The 18,047-nt window shown below is 70.8% G+C and carries 16 protein-coding genes; 10 read left to right on the forward strand and 6 right to left on the reverse strand.

Annotation, left to right across the window (positions count from 1 at the left end):
- Positions 1–50 precede the first annotated feature (50 nt).
- On the reverse strand, positions 51–1,955 hold the full coding sequence (locus HNR51_RS08960) for an AsmA family protein (RefSeq protein WP_182554718.1): 1,905 nt from the start codon (positions 1,953–1,955) through the stop codon (positions 51–53).
- A 365-nt stretch (positions 1,956–2,320) separates the two neighbouring features.
- Between HNR51_RS08960 and HNR51_RS08965 the strand changes: the two genes are divergently transcribed.
- From HNR51_RS08965 to HNR51_RS08990, 6 genes are all read left to right on the forward strand, one after another.
- Positions 2,321–3,058, forward strand: a complete 738-nt coding sequence (locus HNR51_RS08965) for a CoA transferase subunit A (RefSeq protein WP_041372033.1) — start codon at positions 2,321–2,323, stop codon at positions 3,056–3,058.
- Positions 3,059–3,159: 101 nt separating this feature from the next.
- Complete coding sequence (locus HNR51_RS08970; protein ID WP_182554719.1) at positions 3,160–3,819, forward strand: 3-oxoacid CoA-transferase subunit B; 660 nt, start codon at positions 3,160–3,162, stop codon at positions 3,817–3,819.
- 174 nt (positions 3,820–3,993) lie between these two features.
- Complete coding sequence (locus HNR51_RS08975) at positions 3,994–4,401, forward strand: hypothetical protein (RefSeq protein WP_012454918.1); 408 nt, start codon at positions 3,994–3,996, stop codon at positions 4,399–4,401.
- Between the two features lie 104 nt (positions 4,402–4,505).
- A complete protein-coding gene (locus HNR51_RS08980; RefSeq protein ID WP_182554720.1) occupies positions 4,506–4,871 on the forward strand; it encodes a hypothetical protein in 366 nt (121 codons plus the stop codon).
- Between the two features lie 38 nt (positions 4,872–4,909).
- Positions 4,910–6,280, forward strand: a complete 1,371-nt coding sequence (locus HNR51_RS08985; RefSeq protein WP_182554721.1) for a PepSY-associated TM helix domain-containing protein — start codon at positions 4,910–4,912, stop codon at positions 6,278–6,280.
- A gap of 63 nt (positions 6,281–6,343) precedes the next feature.
- Positions 6,344–8,668, forward strand: a complete 2,325-nt coding sequence (locus tag HNR51_RS08990; protein ID WP_182554722.1) for a TonB-dependent receptor family protein — start codon at positions 6,344–6,346, stop codon at positions 8,666–8,668.
- A 42-nt stretch (positions 8,669–8,710) separates the two neighbouring features.
- On the opposite strand, the gene HNR51_RS08995 is transcribed toward HNR51_RS08990, so the two are convergent.
- Positions 8,711–9,646, reverse strand: a complete 936-nt coding sequence (locus HNR51_RS08995; RefSeq protein ID WP_182554723.1) for a DUF6925 family protein — start codon at positions 9,644–9,646, stop codon at positions 8,711–8,713.
- Between the two features lie 67 nt (positions 9,647–9,713).
- Positions 9,714–11,279: a glutamine-hydrolyzing GMP synthase gene (guaA, locus tag HNR51_RS09000; RefSeq protein ID WP_182554724.1), complete on the reverse strand. Its 1,566-nt coding sequence runs from the start codon at positions 11,277–11,279 to the stop codon at positions 9,714–9,716.
- 169 nt (positions 11,280–11,448) lie between these two features.
- Here guaA and HNR51_RS09005 point away from each other — a divergent pair, with 169 nt between their 5' ends.
- A complete protein-coding gene (locus HNR51_RS09005) occupies positions 11,449–11,676 on the forward strand; it encodes a hypothetical protein (RefSeq protein WP_012454985.1) in 228 nt (75 codons plus the stop codon).
- Between the two features lie 58 nt (positions 11,677–11,734).
- Here HNR51_RS09005 and HNR51_RS09010 read toward each other — a convergent pair whose 3' ends face one another.
- A complete protein-coding gene (locus HNR51_RS09010) occupies positions 11,735–12,763 on the reverse strand; it encodes an alpha/beta hydrolase (RefSeq protein ID WP_012454986.1) in 1,029 nt (342 codons plus the stop codon).
- 134 nt (positions 12,764–12,897) lie between these two features.
- A complete protein-coding gene (locus HNR51_RS09015; protein WP_182554983.1) occupies positions 12,898–14,190 on the reverse strand; it encodes an RsmB/NOP family class I SAM-dependent RNA methyltransferase in 1,293 nt (430 codons plus the stop codon).
- Positions 14,191–14,344: 154 nt separating this feature from the next.
- Between HNR51_RS09015 and HNR51_RS09020 the strand changes: the two genes are divergently transcribed.
- Positions 14,345–14,521, forward strand: coding sequence for a hypothetical protein (locus HNR51_RS09020; protein WP_012454988.1), 177 nt, complete (start codon positions 14,345–14,347; stop codon positions 14,519–14,521).
- Between the two features lie 16 nt (positions 14,522–14,537).
- Here HNR51_RS09020 and panE read toward each other — a convergent pair whose 3' ends face one another.
- Entirely contained in the window at positions 14,538–15,476 is a 939-nt protein-coding gene (panE, locus tag HNR51_RS09025; protein ID WP_182554725.1) for a 2-dehydropantoate 2-reductase, read from the reverse strand.
- Positions 15,477–15,683: 207 nt separating this feature from the next.
- Here panE and HNR51_RS09030 point away from each other — a divergent pair, with 207 nt between their 5' ends.
- Positions 15,684–16,568: a hypothetical protein gene (locus HNR51_RS09030; protein ID WP_182554726.1), complete on the forward strand. Its 885-nt coding sequence runs from the start codon at positions 15,684–15,686 to the stop codon at positions 16,566–16,568.
- Between the two features lie 217 nt (positions 16,569–16,785).
- On the forward strand, positions 16,786–17,631 hold the full coding sequence (locus tag HNR51_RS09035) for a hypothetical protein (RefSeq protein WP_182554727.1): 846 nt from the start codon (positions 16,786–16,788) through the stop codon (positions 17,629–17,631).
- Positions 17,632–18,047: the final 416 nt, after the last annotated feature.

Here is an 18,047-nt window from a genome sequence, read left to right on the forward strand (position 1 = left end):
GCACGATGCTCGAGAGACGCCGGGCAGAAGATATCGGGTCGGAGACGGCCCTAGGGGGCCGCGGCCGCGTTCGCCGGGGCGTAGGCACGGATGCCGAGCGGGAGGTCCGCGCCGGGTCGGCGGACGGCGTCGGAGGCGGCGCGCTGACGCGCCTCGTCCCCGTCGTGACGCGGGCCGGCGCTCGCCCGGACGCTGACGGCATCCCAGGGACCGGCGATCTCGAACAGCGTGGTGGGCGGTGTCGCCCCCTCGGCGGAGGGGGCCGTTCGCGACTGGAGTTCCGCTCGCGCCTGGAAGCGGCGGTCGGCCAGGGCGACGCGCCCGTTCAGCGAGGCGCCGAGGGTGCGGGATGCGAGCCGGCCCTCGACGATCTCGCCGATGCCATCGACGAAGAGCAGCGTCAGGGCGGCATGCTCGAACGGCGTCCGGCCGTTGCGGCGCGCCAGCGCGCCCGGCGCCACGGCGCCGCCGCGGTGGATCACGTCGGCGAGGTCGAGCCCGGACAGCGCGCCGTCGGCGCTCTCCAGGGCGACGCGGCCCGAGACCGAGCGGGTCAGGGCGTCGACGTCGTGGCCGGCCCCCTCGAGGGCGAGGCTGCCCCGCGTCGCCCCGTGCAGCCAGCGCGGCTGGCCGAGATCGTCCATCAACGCGCCGAGATCGAGCCCGTCGAAGCTGCCCTGCGCCTTGACGCGTGTGAGGGCGGCGTCGCCCTCGTCGGCCGCGAGGGAGACGCGGCCCTTGACCATGCCACCGCGCAGGCTGGCACGGCCGAGGGTGGCTTCGATGCCGCCCTCGCGCACGAGAACGCTGGAGGCGAGATCCGTCAGTTGCACCGGCCCGACCCGGGCATTGCCGGCCGAAATCCGCAGATCGAGGTCGCCTCCGGTGAACGGCCGCAGGTCGAGCGGCTGGCGGCGCCATGCCGGATCGTCGGCGGAATCGAAGCCGGTCAGGCGCAGGAAGCCGGCGAGCAGCGGCGAGAGATTGAGGCTTTCGGCGGCAAGGGTCGCCTGCACCGCGTTGCGCGGCGACCCGAAGCTGGCCGAGCCGGCGCCCTCCAAGACGTTCCCGTCGCTGCGCACGGTGACGCTCGGGAACTGGATCTGGCTCGCGGCCGCCTCGAAGCTGCCCTCCACCGAGAAATCCTCGACGAAGGGCGACAGGGCGAGACCGCCCCCGCTCAGCGCCAGCGTCCGGTGCAGGGAGCGGGTCTGGAGGCTGCCGGTGCCCGAGGCCTTGAGACCGTCATGCAGGCTGCCGCTGCCCTCGGCATTCAGCGAACCCGTCGGCCAGGTCAGGGCGACGGTGAACGGGCTCTCGCCCCCCGACAGCAGCGCGTGAGGGCGCAGACCGGCCAGCGCGATCCGGGCGCTGCCTCCGTTCCAGTGAAAGCCTCCACTCACCGCGAGGCTCTCGCTCCACGCCGGCCAGGAGATCGTGAGATCGACGTCGCGGGCCGTCTGCAGTGTACCGTCCCGCGGGTCGCGGCCCTTGACCGCGCACCGGGCGAGGATGATGCGGCGGGGCCGGTCACCGACCTCGCCGGCGATGCTGCGGGTCAGGCGCTCGACCGTGGCGGACCAGCGGGTGTCGCTCGCCTCCTGCGGCAGCACCACCTCCCCGCCGTCAAGCGTCAGGGACTCGACCTCGACCCGGCCGGTGAACAGGGCGGCCAGCCCGAGCTGGAGCGACAGGTTCCCGCCCGAGGCCAGCACCGGCCCGGCAGCATCGCCCTCGGTCAGGCGGATATCCTCGAAGACGACCCGGGGAAGAGGGAGCAGCACGATCTCCGTCCGTCCTCGTGCCGCGAGCGCCACGCCCCAGCTCTGCTGCAGGCCCCGGCTCACGAAGCGGGACGCGGACGGGGCCTCGACCGACCACGGCAGGCAGGCGGCCACGAGCCCCAAGGCGAGAAGCCCGAGTCCGGCGGCAGAGAGGGTGCGGCGCAGCGACATTGCACTCCGTAGGCGGGCGACGCGGATCGGATCTGAGCCGACCCGCATCGGCGTGGCGAGCCGTGCGATCCGACTCCTTAGCCGGTTCCGCGGCTCCTGTCCTGCAACCCGAGGTCGATCCCTCCGCAATGCGGTGGATGGCGGGAGCCGTGCTCCCGAAAAGGAGCGGCCGCCCCCGTTCGGGCCGGCGGACGGTTACGGCGCAGGATTTTTGCATCGCGCACAAATGCGTCGCCGGTTTGACGAAGGCTGCCCCGCGTTGCACACCCGATCACCGTCGATCGAGAGCGCGGGCGGCCGCCGAATCGTGGCCAACGATGCGAGCCGACCCCGCCATGGCGGAAGACGAGGAAGGGACGCTGTCGATGAAGAAGGTCTATCCGGATCCCGGAGCGGCGCTGGCCGGGCTCCTGCGCGACGGCATGACGATCATGGCCGGCGGCTTCGGCCTGTGCGGCATCCCGGATGAGCTGATCGACGCGATCCAGGCCTCGGGCGTGAAGGACCTGACCATCGTCTCCAACAATGCCGGCATCGACGGCGTGGGCCTGGGCAAGCTGCTCGACACCCGCCAAGTCAAGAAGATGATCTCGTCCTATGTCGGCGAGAACAAGGAATTCGCCCGCCAGTATCTCGGCGGCGAGCTGGAGATCGAGTTCAACCCCCAAGGCACCCTGGCCGAGCGCATCCGCGCTGGCGGCGCGGGCATCCCGGCCTTCTTCACCAAGACCGGCGTCGGCACCAAGGTCGCCGAGGGCAAGGAGGTGCGCGAGTTCGACGGCGAGAGCTACGTGATGGAGCGCGGGCTGTTCGCGGATCTCGCCATCGTCCACGCCTGGAAGGGCGATACCGAGGGCAACCTCGTCTACCGGAAGACGGCGCGCAACTTCAATCCGATGATGGCCACCGCCGCGGAGGTGACGGTCGCGCAGGTCGAGAACCTCGTCCAGCCCGGCGAGATCGACCCCGACCACATCCACACGCCGGGCATCTTCATCGGCCGCATCATCCATGTGCCGGTGCGTGAGAAGCGGATCGAGCAGCGCACCGTGCGCAAGCGCAAGGAGCCGGAAGCGGCCGCGGCCGGCGGCGGCCAGATCTGATTCTTCGAAAATCGGCCGCGAGGCCACCCCGCGCGATGCCGCCCGCCCCTGCCGGCCGGCGCGTCGCCCTGAAGGTGCCAAACGAGGGAAAGTCACAAACAATGGCCTGGACCCGTGAGCAGATGGCGGAGCGCGCCGCGAAGGAGCTGCAGGACGGCTTCTACGTGAACCTCGGGATCGGCATCCCGACGCTGGTGTCGAACTACATTCCCGACGGCATGTCGGTGCAGTTGCAGTCGGAGAACGGCATGCTCGGCATGGGCCCCTTCCCCTACGAGGGCGAGGAGGACCCCGACCTCATCAATGCCGGCAAGCAGACCATCACCGCGCTGCCGACGACGAGCTACTTCTCCTCGGCCGATTCGTTCGGGATGATCCGCGGCGGCCACATCGACCTGTCGATCCTCGGCGCGATGCAGGTGGCGCAGAACGGCGACCTCGCCAACTGGATGATCCCCGGCAAGATGGTGAAGGGGATGGGCGGGGCGATGGACCTCGTCGCCGGCGTCAAGAAAGTCGTCGTCGTGATGGAGCACGTCGCCAAGGGAAAGGACGGCTCCGAGAGCCCGAAGCTCCTGAAGGCCTGCGACCTGCCGCTCACCGGAACGCAGGTCGTCGACATGGTGATCACCGATCTCGGCGTCTTCACCATCGACAAGAAGGGCGACGGCGGCATGACCCTCGTCGAACTCGCCGACGGCGTCTCCGAGGACGAGATCCGCGCCAAGACCGAGGGCGAGTTCAAGGTCGCCCTGAACTGACGTTCGCGGTCCGGAGGCGGGAGGCGGCCCGTTTCGGGACGCATCCCGCGTCCCGCGGGCGGGCATGGCTAAGCGGGCATTAATCGGGATCGTCGAAAGCTACGCATCGACCGGGACGGCGCCGCGAGAGCGCACCGGTCGGGGAGCTTTTCGCGATACGAAGGTGCTGTGTGTATGCGTAGCGTTCCGGGAACGGACAACGTCATCCCCTTCCGCCGCCCCGCCGCGGCCCGGCAGGGAGCCATCGCCTCCGGGTTCGGCGCTGTCGAGGCTCCGCGCAGCCGGTCGCGGGCCGACCAGCGCAGCCTGATGGACGCGGTCTATGCCACGGGCAGCCTGCGGGTTCCGGCGGGCGACCGCGAGACCAAGCTGATCGCCTCGCGCCTGCAGGTCTACGGCTTCCTGACGATCGAGGAGATGGGCGAGGACGGCTCCCTGCGCCGCTTGCGTCCGTCCGAGGCGATCCGCGCCCGCTCCGAGCGGCCCTGGCGCCTGTCGAAGGCCGGCTACGGTGCGGGTCTTGCCGTCACCATCCCCTCCGTCGACGACTTCCTGTTCGAGCCGGCGGGCCTGCCGGCCTGATCTTTCCGCGCGAACGGCGCCCGAGCCCGGGTGCCGTCAAGGTGTGGGCACAGCCGTCGCATCGGCGTTGACCCGTCGCGCCGACGCCACCTAGAAGCGTGACCATGCGCGAGCGCCCGCACCGATCCGTGCACGGCCGCGCGATCATCGGGGTGATCGCGCTCTACGCGCTCGTCCTGCACGCCTTCGTCACGGTGCTCGCCCCCACGCCGCCGCGCCTCGACGGCGGCGTGCTCTGCGCGGAGCATGCCGCGTCCGGCGAGCGATCCAAGGATGGGCAGTCCTGCGGCCATCACGCCTGCTGCACGCAGGTCCAGGCCGTCCATCTCCCGCCGCCGGTTCAAGCGGCCTCGTCCCTCGCCGTGTGGCCGCCGCGCGCCGTCCCCGTCATCTGGCGCGCCGCGGAGACGGTCCGCGCCCGCGCCCCGCCCGACCAGGGCACCAGTCCCCGAGGTCCGCCCGCCGTCTGAGCCGATCACCCGATCCCTCGGACACGGACCCTAAAGCCATGCCTTCCACCGTCTCGGGCGCCGCCGGCTTCTCCGCCGCAGCGGCCCTGCGCATGTCGCGCGATGCGATCTACCGCGCCGTCTGGCGCTGGCACTTCTATGCCGGCCTGCTCTGCCTGCCCTTCCTGATCCTGCTCTCGGTCACCGGGGCGCTCTACCTGTTCAAGGCCGAGATCAACGCCACCGTCTTCGCACACCGCACGACGGTCGTACCCGCGGGCAGCCCGCCGCTCGGCCCCGATCGACTGATCTTCAACGCGATGCAGGCAGTGCCGGACGGCAACCCGCTCGCCTATACCGAGCCCGCGAGCCCGACCGCCTCGGCCCTCGTCACCCTGACCGCGGGCGAGGGCAGGACCCTCGTCTACCTCAACCCCTATACCGGCGACGTGCTCGACCGGATCGCGGCGAACCGCGAATTCTTCGGAATCGTGCGCGGCTTGCACAGCCTCAGCCTGTTCGGGACCGCGGCCAATGCCTTGATCGAAATCGTGGCGGGCTTCGCGATCATCCTCGTGGTGACCGGCGCCTATCTCTGGTGGCCGCGAGGGCAGGGCGGTGCCGTCACCTTGCGCGAGACGCCGCGGCGCCGAGTCTGGTGGCGCGACCTCCACGCCGCGACCGGATTGTTCGCCGGGGCGGGCCTGCTCTTTCTCGCGCTGACCGGCCTGCCGTGGTCGGTCTGGTGGGGGCAGGAGCTGCGGTCATGGTCGAACCGGGTCGGGCTCGGCCAACCGAGCGCGCTCTGGGCCGGCCGACCGGTCTCCACCGTGCCGATGGGTGCGCGGCTGGAGAGTGTCGGCTGGGCGCTCGAAGAGGCCCCGCTGCCCGAATCACAGCCCTCTCGAGCGCCGGCTCTCGGCATCGACCGCGCCGTGGCGATCCTGCGCGGCATGGGCATGCCCGCCGGTTTCGAGCTGGCGCTGCCGACGGGTGAGACCGGTGTCTTCGCCGCCTCCGCCTATCCGCGCGACGTGACAGGCCAGCGGATGGTCTCCCTCGACCGCTTCAGCGGCCAGCCGATCCTCGACGTGCACTTTGCCAATCTCGGCCCGGTGGCACGGGCGATCCAGCTCGGGATCGGCATTCACAAGGGCGAGTTCTGGGGCCGGGCGAACCAGCTCGTGATGCTGGCCTTCTGCCTCGGCACGATCCTGCTCTCGGTCACCGCCGCGGTGATGTGGTGGAAGCGGCGCCCGGCAGGGCGCCTCGGCACGCCGCCCTGGCCGCGGGACCGGCGGGTCGTGGCCATCGTCACCGTTCTGGTGCTCGGCCTCGGCGCCCTGTTTCCCCTGACCGGCCTCGCGATCCTGGCTCTGCTCGGACTCGATCTCGCCGCTCAGAGCCTGCGGTCCGCCGCCCGCGCCTGACGCCCCGCCTTCCGTGGGCCGCTCCCGGCCCGCGCCGATCTCACGTCCTTCACGAGCCGCCCCATGCCGTCCAGCCCCGCCATGCGCCCTGCCGCCTGGCTCCTCGCCGCCGCGCCGCTCGCCCTGTCCGGGGCTGCCTCGGCTCAGACCGCGAGCGAATCCGTCACCCTGGAAGAACTCGCCGTCACCGGCGAAGGCAGCGCGCAAGGGCAAGCAGGGGCCGGTGCGTCCGGCTTCGGCGTCGCCGCCCTGCCGGGCGCGGCCCCCCTCGTCATCGAGCGCCCGGTGGGTCAGGTCGTCACCGCGGTCGGGCGCGAGGGCACCATTGCCAACCGCCCCGCCACCTCCATCGGCACCGTGCTGCTCGACAGCCCCGGCGTGACCCTGCGCCAGGGCAATGGCGGGCGCGACGTGGTGATCTCGATCCGCGGCAACAACGCCCGCGCGACAGGCGTCACCCGCAACATGGTGGTGCTGGAGGACGGCTTTCCCGTCACCCAGCCCGACGGCGCCTCGCGCTTCGATCTGGTCGATCCCCGCGCCTATTCGCGCATCGACGTGTTCCGGGGACCGCAATCGGCTCTGTTCGGCAACTACGCCACCGGCGGCGCGCTGGCCTTCCGCACCCGCACCGGCCGCGAGATCGACGGCTACGAGATCGGCGTCGATGCCGGCAGCTTCGGCTATCTCAGCCACTCTTTCACCGTGGGCGGCGCGAGCGGCCCGTTCGAGGTCAGCCTGTTCGCCAGCGACGTGCGCGGCAACGGCTATCAGGACAACAGCTCCTACGACACGCAGACGATCAACCTGCTCGCGAGCTACACGCCGAGCCCGGACAACCGCTTCACCCTGAAGGTCATCAACAACGAGCTCACCGCCAACATCCCGGCCCGCTCGTCGCTGTACCAGTTCCGCATCAACCCGTATCAGCGCGGCTGCGACGCGGCGGCGAGCGCCGCCCCCGGCTGCACCACCTTCGGCCTCTTCGCCAATGGCGCCTTCGGCCCGCGGGTGCCGGTGACGGCGACCGAGGGGGCGTTCCGCCGCAACGACCGGCGCACCATCATCGCCGGGCGCTGGGAGCACGACATCGACGCGCAGACGACGTGGCGGGTGCAGGTCGGCTTCGACGAGCGCAATTACAACCAGCCGTTCTACACCACCTCGGGCCGGGGCAGCCTGCCCTCCTACTTCGTGCAGACCGACCTGACCCGCCGCGGCGAGCTGTTCGGCCTGCCGGCGGTCGGTTACGTCGCGCTCGCCTACAGCACGGTGGACATCGCCGCCTCGGTCTACAACCGGGCCCCCTACGGCGGCGCCCGACTCGGCGCACTGATCGGGCTGCAGGATACGGTGCAGTCGAATCTCGGCGGTCGGGCCCGGCTCGAACTCGAACTCGCGCCGCAATGGACGGCGGTGGCGGGCATCAGCGCCGAGCAATCGAGTATCCTCGGGCGCAACCGAACCTTCGCGATCAGTGCCGCCGGCACGACGTCGGCCGTAGCGTTGGCCGACCGCAGCTTCCTCAACGTCGCGCCGGAACTCGCCCTGGTCTACCGGCCGGATCCGAACTGGGCCCTGCGCGGCCGGGTCGCCACGGGCTACGCGACGCCGTCCTTCGCGAGCCTGTTCGTGAACGCCACCGGTCTGCCCGGCAACAACACCGACCTGAAGACGCAGGAGAATCTCGGCTTCGATCTCGGCGCCGACTTCATTCCCTTCGAGGGAATGAAGCTCAGCCTCACCGGCTTCTACGAGTTCTTCCGCAACGAGTTCGTCACGCAGTCGCCGGGGGCGGGCCTGCTGAACTACACCTTCAACGCGCCGGCCTCCGAGCATCGCGGCGTCGAGGTCGGGGCGGACTGGGCCTTCGCGCCGGGCTGGAACGGCCGGCTTGCCTACACCTTCGACGATCAGGTCTACACCGACTACGTCGAGCAGATCAGCGCCGGCAGCGTTACCGCCCAGTTCGACCGCGCGGGCCGCCGCATCCCCGGCGTACCGGCCCACCAGCTCCTGGCCCGCGTCGGCTACGACGTCCCGGCGGGGCCGCTGGCCGGGCTCGGCGGCTTCGCCGAAGTGGTGGCGCAGGACGGCTACTTCGTCGACAACGCCAACTTCCTGAAGGTGCCGGGCTTCGCGATCCTGAACCTCAACGTCCACTACGCGGCGCCGCTTCCCAACGGCGCCGCGAAACGGATCGACCTCTACGCGGAGCTGCGCAACGTCCTCGACGCGACCTATGTCGGCTCGGCCAACCCGCTGGCGAACACGATCAACGCGACGACCGGCGCCCAGAACGGCCGCGCCGTGCTCGCCGGCACGACGGGCTCGATCTTCGCCGGGCCGCCGCGGACCTTCGTGGCCGGGATGAAGCTGTCGTTCTGAAGGGCAGGGGGGGCGCGCGGTGGTGGGCGGCCGACTAAAGGCTCATGCAGGCCCGTCGGTCTCGCCCGGCACCACGCACTCACCGCGCAGCAGTTGCGACTGAAGCGCGGCAACGCGGCGGGCTGACCCGGCATGTCTGCGCGAAACGCGCGGCGAGGGCGCCCGCCCGCGCTTGACCGCCAAGAGATCCGGGTCGCCCCAGCGTTCGAGCAGGGCCTGAAACGCCGCATGGCGGGCCGGAACGAAGGCGATGCGGCGGCCCATCGCGTCCTTGTAGGGGTGGGGCGGGTGAAGTCCGGCGCAGGGCACGAAGCCGGCGGGAATCGGTGTCGTCGCCGCGTGGGTCCGGCCGGCCCGCAGGACCTGCGGCAGGACGTGGGTGTGCGGTCCCGCCGGGCTCGTCTCGCCGGGGCCGGGGATCGGCGCGTAGACCTCGATCCGCCCGATGCGTGCCTGAAACACGCGATGCGGACTCATCGCCACAAGATGCGGGCCGATCGGGTTGTCCGCCGCGAAGAGGGATCTTCCGGTACCCGCACGCAGGCAGGCGACGACCTCCGGATCATGCGCGCGCAGGCAGGCATTAACCGCGCGCAGACCGAGCCCGAGATCGAAGAGGATCGCCTCGCGATCCTCGTCCCGCGCCGCGTCCCGGTCGGGCCCGAGTTCGGTGACACGTGTCCGCCCGCTCATGGCACAAGCCGAGTCGGGCAGGCAGAGCGCCACGGCATGATTGTAGCCGCCGGAGAAGCCGGTCTCGTAGGCGACGGGCCTGAGATCGGCGCCGGGCGTCAGGGCGATGGCGCCACGCTCGGTGGCGAGCCCCAGTCGCGCGTCGGGCAGGGCACGCATCGGCTCATCGGCCCCGCGCCTGAAGACGGCGATGGCGCCGAAGCTGCCGAGGCTCCAGGCCGTATCGGGATCGGCCAGCGCGCTGTGCAGGAGCGCCGCGACCGACCCGACTTCGACCGGCGGCATCGGGCCATCCGCCCGCGACGCAACGGGAGAGCCGGGTCGCTCTACCGTCCCGCCGCGGGTAGCCACCTCACTCCCACTCGATCGTGCCGGGCGGCTTCGAGGTGATGTCGTAGGTCACCCGGTTGATGCCCTTCACCTCGTTGATGATCCGTGTGGCGACCCGGCCGAGGAAGGCCATGTCGAACGGGTAGAAGTCGGCGGTCATGCCGTCGACCGAGGTGACGGCGCGCAGCGCGCAGACGTGGTCGTAGGTGCGCCCGTCGCCCATCACGCCCACCGTCTTTACCGGCAGGATCACCGCGAACGCCTGCCAGATCGTGTCGTAGAGCCCGGCTTGGCGGATCTCGTCGAGATAGATCGCATCGGCCTTGCGCAGGGCCTCGAGCTTCTCGCGGGTGATGATCCCGGGGCAGCGGATCGCGAGGCCGGGACCGGGGAAGGGATGGCGGCCGACGAAGGCTTCGGGCAGGCCGAGTTCCTTGCCGAGCAGCCGCACCTCGTCCTTGAACAGCTCCCGCAGAGGCTCGACGAGGCGCATGTTCATGCGCTCGGGCAGGCCGCCGACATTGTGGTGGCTCTTGATCGTCACCGAGGGACCGCCGGAGAACGAGACGCTCTCGATCACGTCCGGGTAGAGTGTGCCCTGGGCGAGGAAGGCGGCGCCGCCGATCTTCTTGGCCTCGGCCTCGAACACGTCGATGAACAGACGGCCGATCGTCTTGCGCTTCACCTCGGGGTCGTCGACCCCTTCGAGCGCACCGATGAACAGGTCCTGCGCCTCAACGTGGACGAGGGGGATGTTGTAGTGGTCGCGGAACAGGCGGACCACCTCCTCGCCTTCGCCGAGGCGCATCAGGCCGTGATCGACGAAGACGCAGGTGAGCTGGTCGCCGATCGCCTCGTGGATCAGCACCGCCGCGACCGAGGAATCGACACCGCCCGACAGGCCGCAGATCACCTTCTCGGTGCCGACCTGCTCGCGGATCTTGGCGATCGCCTCCTCGCGGTAGGTCCCCATGGTCCAGTCGCCGGAGCAGCCGGCGATGTCGCGCACGAAATTGCGGATCAGCAGGGCGCCGTGCGGGGTGTGATGCACCTCCGGGTGGAACTGGACGGCGTAGTATCTCCGCGCTTCATCCGCGACGGCCGCGAAGGGCGCATTGCGCGACATCGCGATGGTGGCGAAGCCCTCGGGCAGCTTGGTGACCCGGTCGCCGTGGCTCATCCAGACCGGGTACTTCTCGCCCGGATGCCAGATGCCCCGGAACAGCGGCGAGTCGGACACGATCTCGACCTCGGCCCGGCCGAACTCGGCATGGTGGCCACCCTCGACCTCGCCGCCGAGCTGGGCCGCCATGGTCTGCTGACCATAGCAGATGCCGAAGACCGGCACGCCGGATTCGAAGATTTTCTGCGGTGCGCGCGGGGACAGGTCCGTCGTCACCGATTCCGGGCCGCCCGACAGGATCACGCCCTTGGGCCGGTGCTCGTCGAAGGCGGCGTCCGCCTTCGTGAAGGGCACGATCTCGCAATAGACGCCCTCCTCGCGCACGCGGCGGGCGATGAGCTGCGTCACCTGGGAGCCGAAATCGACGATCAGGATCTTGTCGTGGTGGGACGTGTCGATGGTCATGCTGCCTCGGGCCTTCTGCGATACCGGTTAGACGAGGCCTCGGAACCGCGCAACGCGCGCCGCGTCGGAGGGCATATGCGGCGGCCCTCAGATTATGCGCGTTAATCTCACGTTCACGGTTTGGGGGCGACACGGCACGCCCCTCGAAACGGACAGGAGCCATCCGACCATGAGAGCAGCCCTCTTCGGAATCGCCGTCACGATCGCAGGTCTCGGCGCCATCGCGCCGGCCCAGGCTCTTCCCCTCGCAGGCGCCGCCCCGGCGTCGGAAGGACTTTTCCAGCAGGCTCAGTACAGCCGCCGCGTCGTGCGCGGTCCGCGCTGCAAGACCGTCGTCACCAAGCGTCGCGGTCGGTTCGGCCGGGTGGTCATCACCCGCGAGCGCCGCTGCTTCTGATCCCGGCCGCCCCTTCCGGGCGACGATGAGCGGTCCCCGGCGACGGGGGCCGTTTTTTTTACGACTTCAGCAGGCCGTGGCCGCGCATCCAGGCCATGAACAGGGCGGGCCAGGCCGCCGCTGGACTGCCCGGCACGCCGAGCCCGAAGCCGTGGCCGCCGCGCTCGAACAGATGCATCTCGGCGGGCACCTTCGCCGCCCGCAGGGCGGCGTACATCAGGAGCGGATGGTCGGTGACCGCGATCCGGTCGTCGGAGGCCTGAACCATGAAGACCGGCGGCGTGCGCTCGTTGACCTGCACCTCCACCGAATAGGCCCGCCGCCGCGCATCGGGCGGATCGTCGCCGACAAGGACCCGCCGGCTCGACATGGTCCGGTCGAACGGCGCCCGCATGGTGATGATCGGATAGATCAGCCCGGCGAAGGACGGGCGGGCGCTGAGCCCGTCGGCGTCGTCCGCGTCGTCGTAGAGATCCTGCTCGGCATCGGTCGCGGTCACACCCATCAGGTGGCCGCCGGCGGAAAAGCCGAGCACGCCGATCCGGTCGGGATCGAGACCGTAATCCTCCGCCCGCCAGCGCACGAGGCGCATCGCCCGCTGCGCGTCCTGCCGCGGCGCGTCGGGGCCGTCGCGCCACTCCTCGCTCGGCAGGCGGTAGACCAGCACGAAGGCGGTGATGCCGGCCCGTGCCAGCCATTGGCCGACGGGAAGGCCCTCGTTGCCGATATCGATGCGCAGGTAGCCGCCGCCGGCCGCGATGACGATCCCCGCACCGTTGGGCTTTTCGGGGCGGATCACGAGGAGGCAGGGGCGCACCACGCCGGTGATGACCCCCGTCAGGGTCTCGTCGAAGCGATATTCCGAGCGGAACGGGCCGCCGCCGCCCGGCGGCAGGTCCGGCCACAGATCGATGACTTCGAGATCGGAGCCGGGGGCGGATTTCGGCAGAGGCTGGACGACGTCGCCGGTCTGCGGACGCACCGGGAGCCGCAGGATCGAAGGCGCGTCCGGCTGCTGCGCCCGCGCCTCGGTCCCGGTCAGCACCGCCGCCGTCCCCGCCAGCAGGGCTCGCCGGTGCAACGTCATGGTCTCGGCCTCGCCGTCATCGACACTCCTGCCGCGCCACCGCGCAGGAATCTCGTCCGCGGCGCCTGCCCCGGCATGTCCCGCACGCGGTCCCGTGGACAACGAGGAAGGCGCCCGGGCGATCCGATCCCGGATCAGCTTTTGCGTGTCATCGTCGCGACATAGAAACCGTCGGTGCCGGTCAGCGCCGGGCTCATCTGGATGCCGCGCGCCGTCCGGCGGACCCTCTCGGAGAGGCCGGGCACCGGCGCCGGATCGGTCGCCGCCGCGCCGATCGTGTCGCCGCTGCGCTGAAGCAGGCCGTCCACCGCGGCATCGTTCTCCTCCGGCAGGAGCGAGCAGGTGACGTAGACGAGGGTGCCGCCGGGGCGCAGGAGCCGGGCGGCCCGGTCGAGCACCTCGGCCTGCTCCGTGATCCGGCCGGAGAGGCTGCCCGGCCGCAGGCGCCACTTGGCGTCGGGGTTGCGGCGCCACGTGCCGGTGCCGGTGCAGGGGGCATCGACGAGCACACGATCGACGGTGCCGTCGAGATCGGCCAGCACGTCGGCGCGGGCCTTGCCGGTGCGCGGCGTGCGCACCTCGACTTGTGCGCCGGAGCGGCGCAGGCGCTCGTGGATCGGCGCGAGCCGGCGCGGATCGGCATCGGTGGCGATGAGCCGGGCGGCGTTGCCGGTGATCGCCGCGAGCGCCAGCGACTTGCCGCCCCCGCCGGCACAGAGATCGACGACCGTCTCGCCCGGCTGCGCCCCGGCGAGCAGGCTCGCGATCTGCGAGCCCTCGTCCTGGATCTCGAAACCGCCCTCCAGGAACAGCGGATCGACGTGGAGCGCCGGGCCGCGCCCGTCCTCGCCGAGCGGGATGCGCAGGCCGAGGGTCGAAAGCGGCGTCGCCTCGGGCGAGAGGTCGGCGAGTGCCACCAGGGCAGCCTCGCGATCCTGCTTGAGCGTGTTGGCGCGGATGTCGAGCGGCGCCCGGCGGCCGAGCGCCCGCAACTCCGGCAGCAGGGCGTCACCGAAGAGTTCGGCGAGCGAGGGCAAGACGAAGGCCGGAACGTCGCCCGCCACCTCCGGGGGCGCATCGGCAAGGCTGCCCTCCGCCAGCCGCCTGCGCTCGTCCTCGGTGAGGGGAGGGGGGGCGAAGCGGGCGCCGTCGAACAGCGAGGCGATGCTGGGCTCGGCCAGTCCCCGCTGCAGACGCAGCATGCCGATCACGATGGCACGCCCGGTCTCCGCCCCCATGATCCAGGCGGCGGATGCCCGGCGCCGCAACCCGTCGTAGACGAGGCTCGCGATCGCGGCCCGGTCGCCGGAGCCGGCGAAGCGGTGGGCGAGGCCCCAATCCTTGAGGGCGTCGGCGGCCGGACGGCGGCGCGCGGCGATTTCGTCGAGGATCTCGATGGCGGCGGAGAGGCGAGCGGAGGGGGTCAGGGTCGGCTCCGGAAAGGTTTCGTTAAACTTGCCGCGGTGCGGCCACGCTTGGACCCAGGGTCCGTCACGGTCTGGCCGAGCTTCCGGCCCTTTGACCGTTCAGAACGGCACGATGGCCCCGTCCGTCAAGGACATGTGAGGAAAGGATCCCGGGATGCCATCCCTGAAGCCCGTCATCTGCGCGAGCCTTCTGGCGCTCACGCTCGCCGCCTGCTCCACCGCCCCGGCCGCGCCCGCACTCGATCCGGTGCCGCCGCCCGCGCCGCGGCCCGATGCCAAGACGCAGCTCGAATACGGCAACCCGCCCCCGCTTCGGCCCGGCCGCTACTGAGCCGGGCCGGAGCGGTTCAGGCCGCCTCTCGGGCGCGCCGGTGTTCGTAGGCCTTGAGGTGCGTCAGCACCCGCTCGAGCACCGGCGTCGCGACATTCTTGGCCCGTCCGCGCTCGATCAGGTCGCCGACGATGTGGTCGGCCTCGATGCGGGCGTTGCCCTCGATGTCGCGCAGCATCGAGGCGGTCATCGCCGAGCCCTCCGCCGTCAGCATCTTGCGGGCGCCGGCGAACACCTTCTCGCGGGCGCCGTACCCGTTGGCGACGGCCACCGCCTGGCACTCGTCGTGCAGCGCCTCCATGAAGGCCGGGCCTCCCGGCGCGGCGACGATATCGCCGACCGCCGACCGCATCAGCGTGGTCGCGCCCGCGAGCGTCGCGAGGAAGACCCACTTCTCCCACATCTCCAGAAGGATCTTGTCGCTGGCGCGGGCCTGGAAGCGCACGCCGTCCATCTGCGCCTCGATCCGCGCGACCCGCTCGGAGCGCGAGCCGTCCCGCTCGCCGTAGGTGAGGGTGTGCAGCTCGGTCATCTGCCGGATCTCACCATCGCGGGTCAGGGTCGCGACGATGCCGCAGCTTCCGCCCAGCACCCTCTCGGCGCCGAAGGCGCGATCCAGCACGTCGAGGTGGCGCAGGCCGTTGAGGATCGGCAGCACCGCCGTGCCGGCCCCGACGGCGGGCGCGACATCCGCCACCACCGTGTCGAGGTCGTAGGCCTTGGCGGAGAGAAGCACGAGATCGAACGGACCGGCCCCGGCGAGCCCGTCCGCGGTCACGGTCTTCGGCGCGTCGATATGGAGATCGCCGACCGGGCTGCGAACCGAAAGGCCCTGCGCCGCCAGTTTCTCCGCGCGCGCCGGGCGCACCAGAAACGTCACGTCCCGCCCGGCCTCCAGCAGCCGCGCCCCGAAATAGCCGCCCGTCGCGCCGGCTCCGACCACGAGAATCCGCATCGTCCTCCCCTTTCCTGTTGCGTTCTCCCTTACCGCGAAGCCTCGGCCGCCGCATCCCGGCGGGACCGGAATGCCGCCACCAATCTACGGACGGGCGCCGCGTCCTTCGCCGTGCCGGAATCGTAACTTTTCAGAGGCTAATCCTGATTCCACCAGACGGCCCCTGCATTCCGCACCGGCGATTGCTGGCACTTGCAGGTTTCGCCCATGCGCACGTTTCAGGCCCTTGCCGCCCTGGCCGCAGGATTTCTTCCCGCACTCGTCTCGCAACCCTCTTCGGCGGGCGAGCGCCAGCCCTTCGAAGTCGTGAAAGGCTGGGAAGTCGAGCGGACGGTCGGCGATACCAGCGCCAATCCTTGCATGATGACCCATGCCTACGAAGACAAGGACGACAACAACGCGGCCAACGCGGTGATCTTCGCCCTTCAAGGTTCCACCGCCGTGCTGGTGCTGGTTTACCAGGGCTGGGACTTCGACAAGGAGGAGGCGGTTAAGGTGCCGCTTTTCCTCGACAAGAAGCCGATCAAGGTGAAGACGACCTGGATCGGCGACGGGAAGACCCTGCGCACGCAACTGCCGGACAGCGTCGTGCCCGACCTGCTCGCGGCCAAGACGGTGATCCTGCGCTTCGACAACGGCAACGCCGATTTCCGGATTCCGGATTTCGCAGCGGGTTATGAATCGCTGCGACGCTGCGATGCCGCCCCGGCGAAGACCGCCAACGCCACCGCGGTTCCGGCCGCGCCGGCTCAGCCCGCTCTGCCGTCGCAGCAGCGGATCGCCGCCTACGTGATCGGCCTGTCCGTGCAGCGCGTGCTCAAGGAATGCGACGTGCCCTCGACCGGCAAGCAGCGCGCCGCCGTGGAGGCGCGAATGGCCGCGCTTCAAGGGGAGATGGCGCCGCTCGACGCGCAGGTGCGCAGCGAGTTGAAGCGCAACGGCGAGTCCTGCCCCACGGCCGACAAGCAGGCGGACTTCCAGGCGATCCTGACCAAGTTCATCGACTTGAGCCCGGAAGACCTGATCGCCACCCTCGAGAAGGCCCCCGCCGCGGAGAAGAATACGGAGAGCCAGACCGGTCCGAAGCTCTGAAGCTTTCGCGACCGTGGACATGTCGCACGAGGCGGCCGCCGGGGGTCGAGCGATCGGGCCGAGGCTCGATCCTTCGCCTCCCATCCGCAGAACGCTGTGCGGGACGCCGTCTTCGAGGCTGGCTGTGCCGACGGGCTGCGGCTAGGCTTCCGCGGCCGGTTGGCCCCCCCTGCATTCGGCGGGCGGCGGCGGCCGGCCGTCCCCGCGGAGTTGTCGCGTGCGTCTCTCACCCGTCACGGCCGCGATGCTGGCGACGATTCTCGGCGGCCCGCTCGCCGCCGCGGACCGTGCGCCGTTCGAGACCGTGGGCGGTTGGGCGATCGAGCGCCGCGGCGGCGAGACCGGCGCCCCCGCCTGCCGGATGACCCGCACCGAGCAGGACGCGCAGGGTGAGATCGCCCGCTTGGTGATCCTCTCCCTCGATCGCGGCGGGTTCACGCTGGCGGTCGCCGACCGGAACTGGGACTTCCCGGCCGGCGCCCGGTTCGCCGTACCGATCCTCCTCGACGGGAAGCCGGCCGGGTCGACTCCGATCTGGACCGGCGACGGCCAGATCCTGCGCACCCCGCTGCCGGAGGCGATCGTACCGGCGATGCTGGCGGCGCGGGCCTTGGCCCTGCGCTTCGCCGACGGCGACATGGCGGTGGCGGCGCCCGATCTCGCCGCCGCCGTCGCGGCCCTGCGGCGCTGTGCCGCTGCCGCTCCGAGCCGGCCTGCCGTCGCGGCAGAACCGCCGCTGCCGGCCCGGGCGCGGATGGCGACCTATACCGTGGGTCTCGCACTCCAGGCCGGGCTTCAGAATTGCGGCATGGCCGCGACCGATGCCCAGCGCGAGGCGGTCGAGGCGAAGATGGCGGCGCTCCGCACCGAAATGGCGCCCTACGAGACGGCGATCCGCGCGCAGGTCACGAAGTCCCGCGGCTTCGCCTGTCCGACCGCCGACAAGGAGGCGGAGTTCCAAGAGGCGCTGCGCCGCTTCATTGCCCTGAGCCCCGACGAGTTCGCCGCAGCGATCGACCGGCAGGCGGGGGCAGCCCCGGCCGCGCCCGTCGCAAAGCCGTAGCGCCGCGCCGGATCGGGCGGGATCGTTTGACCCATATCATTGGGCCGGGCGAGCGGTCGTGCGAGTCTTCCGTCGCGCCGAACGCGGTTTCCGGCAAGTCCCGAAGCCGCGGCGCCGCACCCCTCGTCGTGTGCTTTCCTCCCCAGACTCATCTCCGCGACCGGATCAGGTCTGCGGAGATTTTTCTGATGACAGGAAAGACTTTCTACGACGGACTTGATCTTCATGGAATCGCCGAGCCTGTGACCCGGCTACGCTGGTGACCTCGCGGAGGCCACGATGCGGCATATCCGATCCTCGGAGCCCGGCACGATGCTCGACCGCGTCGTCCCCTTCACGCTCGGCGTGATGGTCTTTCTCGAATGCCTGATCCTGCTCGCAAGCCTGATCTGGCTGTGAGCCCGCGCGGCGAGGCC

The organism is Methylorubrum thiocyanatum (genome assembly GCA_014138645.1).
In the GTDB taxonomy this organism is placed as follows: Bacteria; Pseudomonadota; Alphaproteobacteria; order Rhizobiales; family Beijerinckiaceae; genus Methylobacterium; species Methylobacterium thiocyanatum.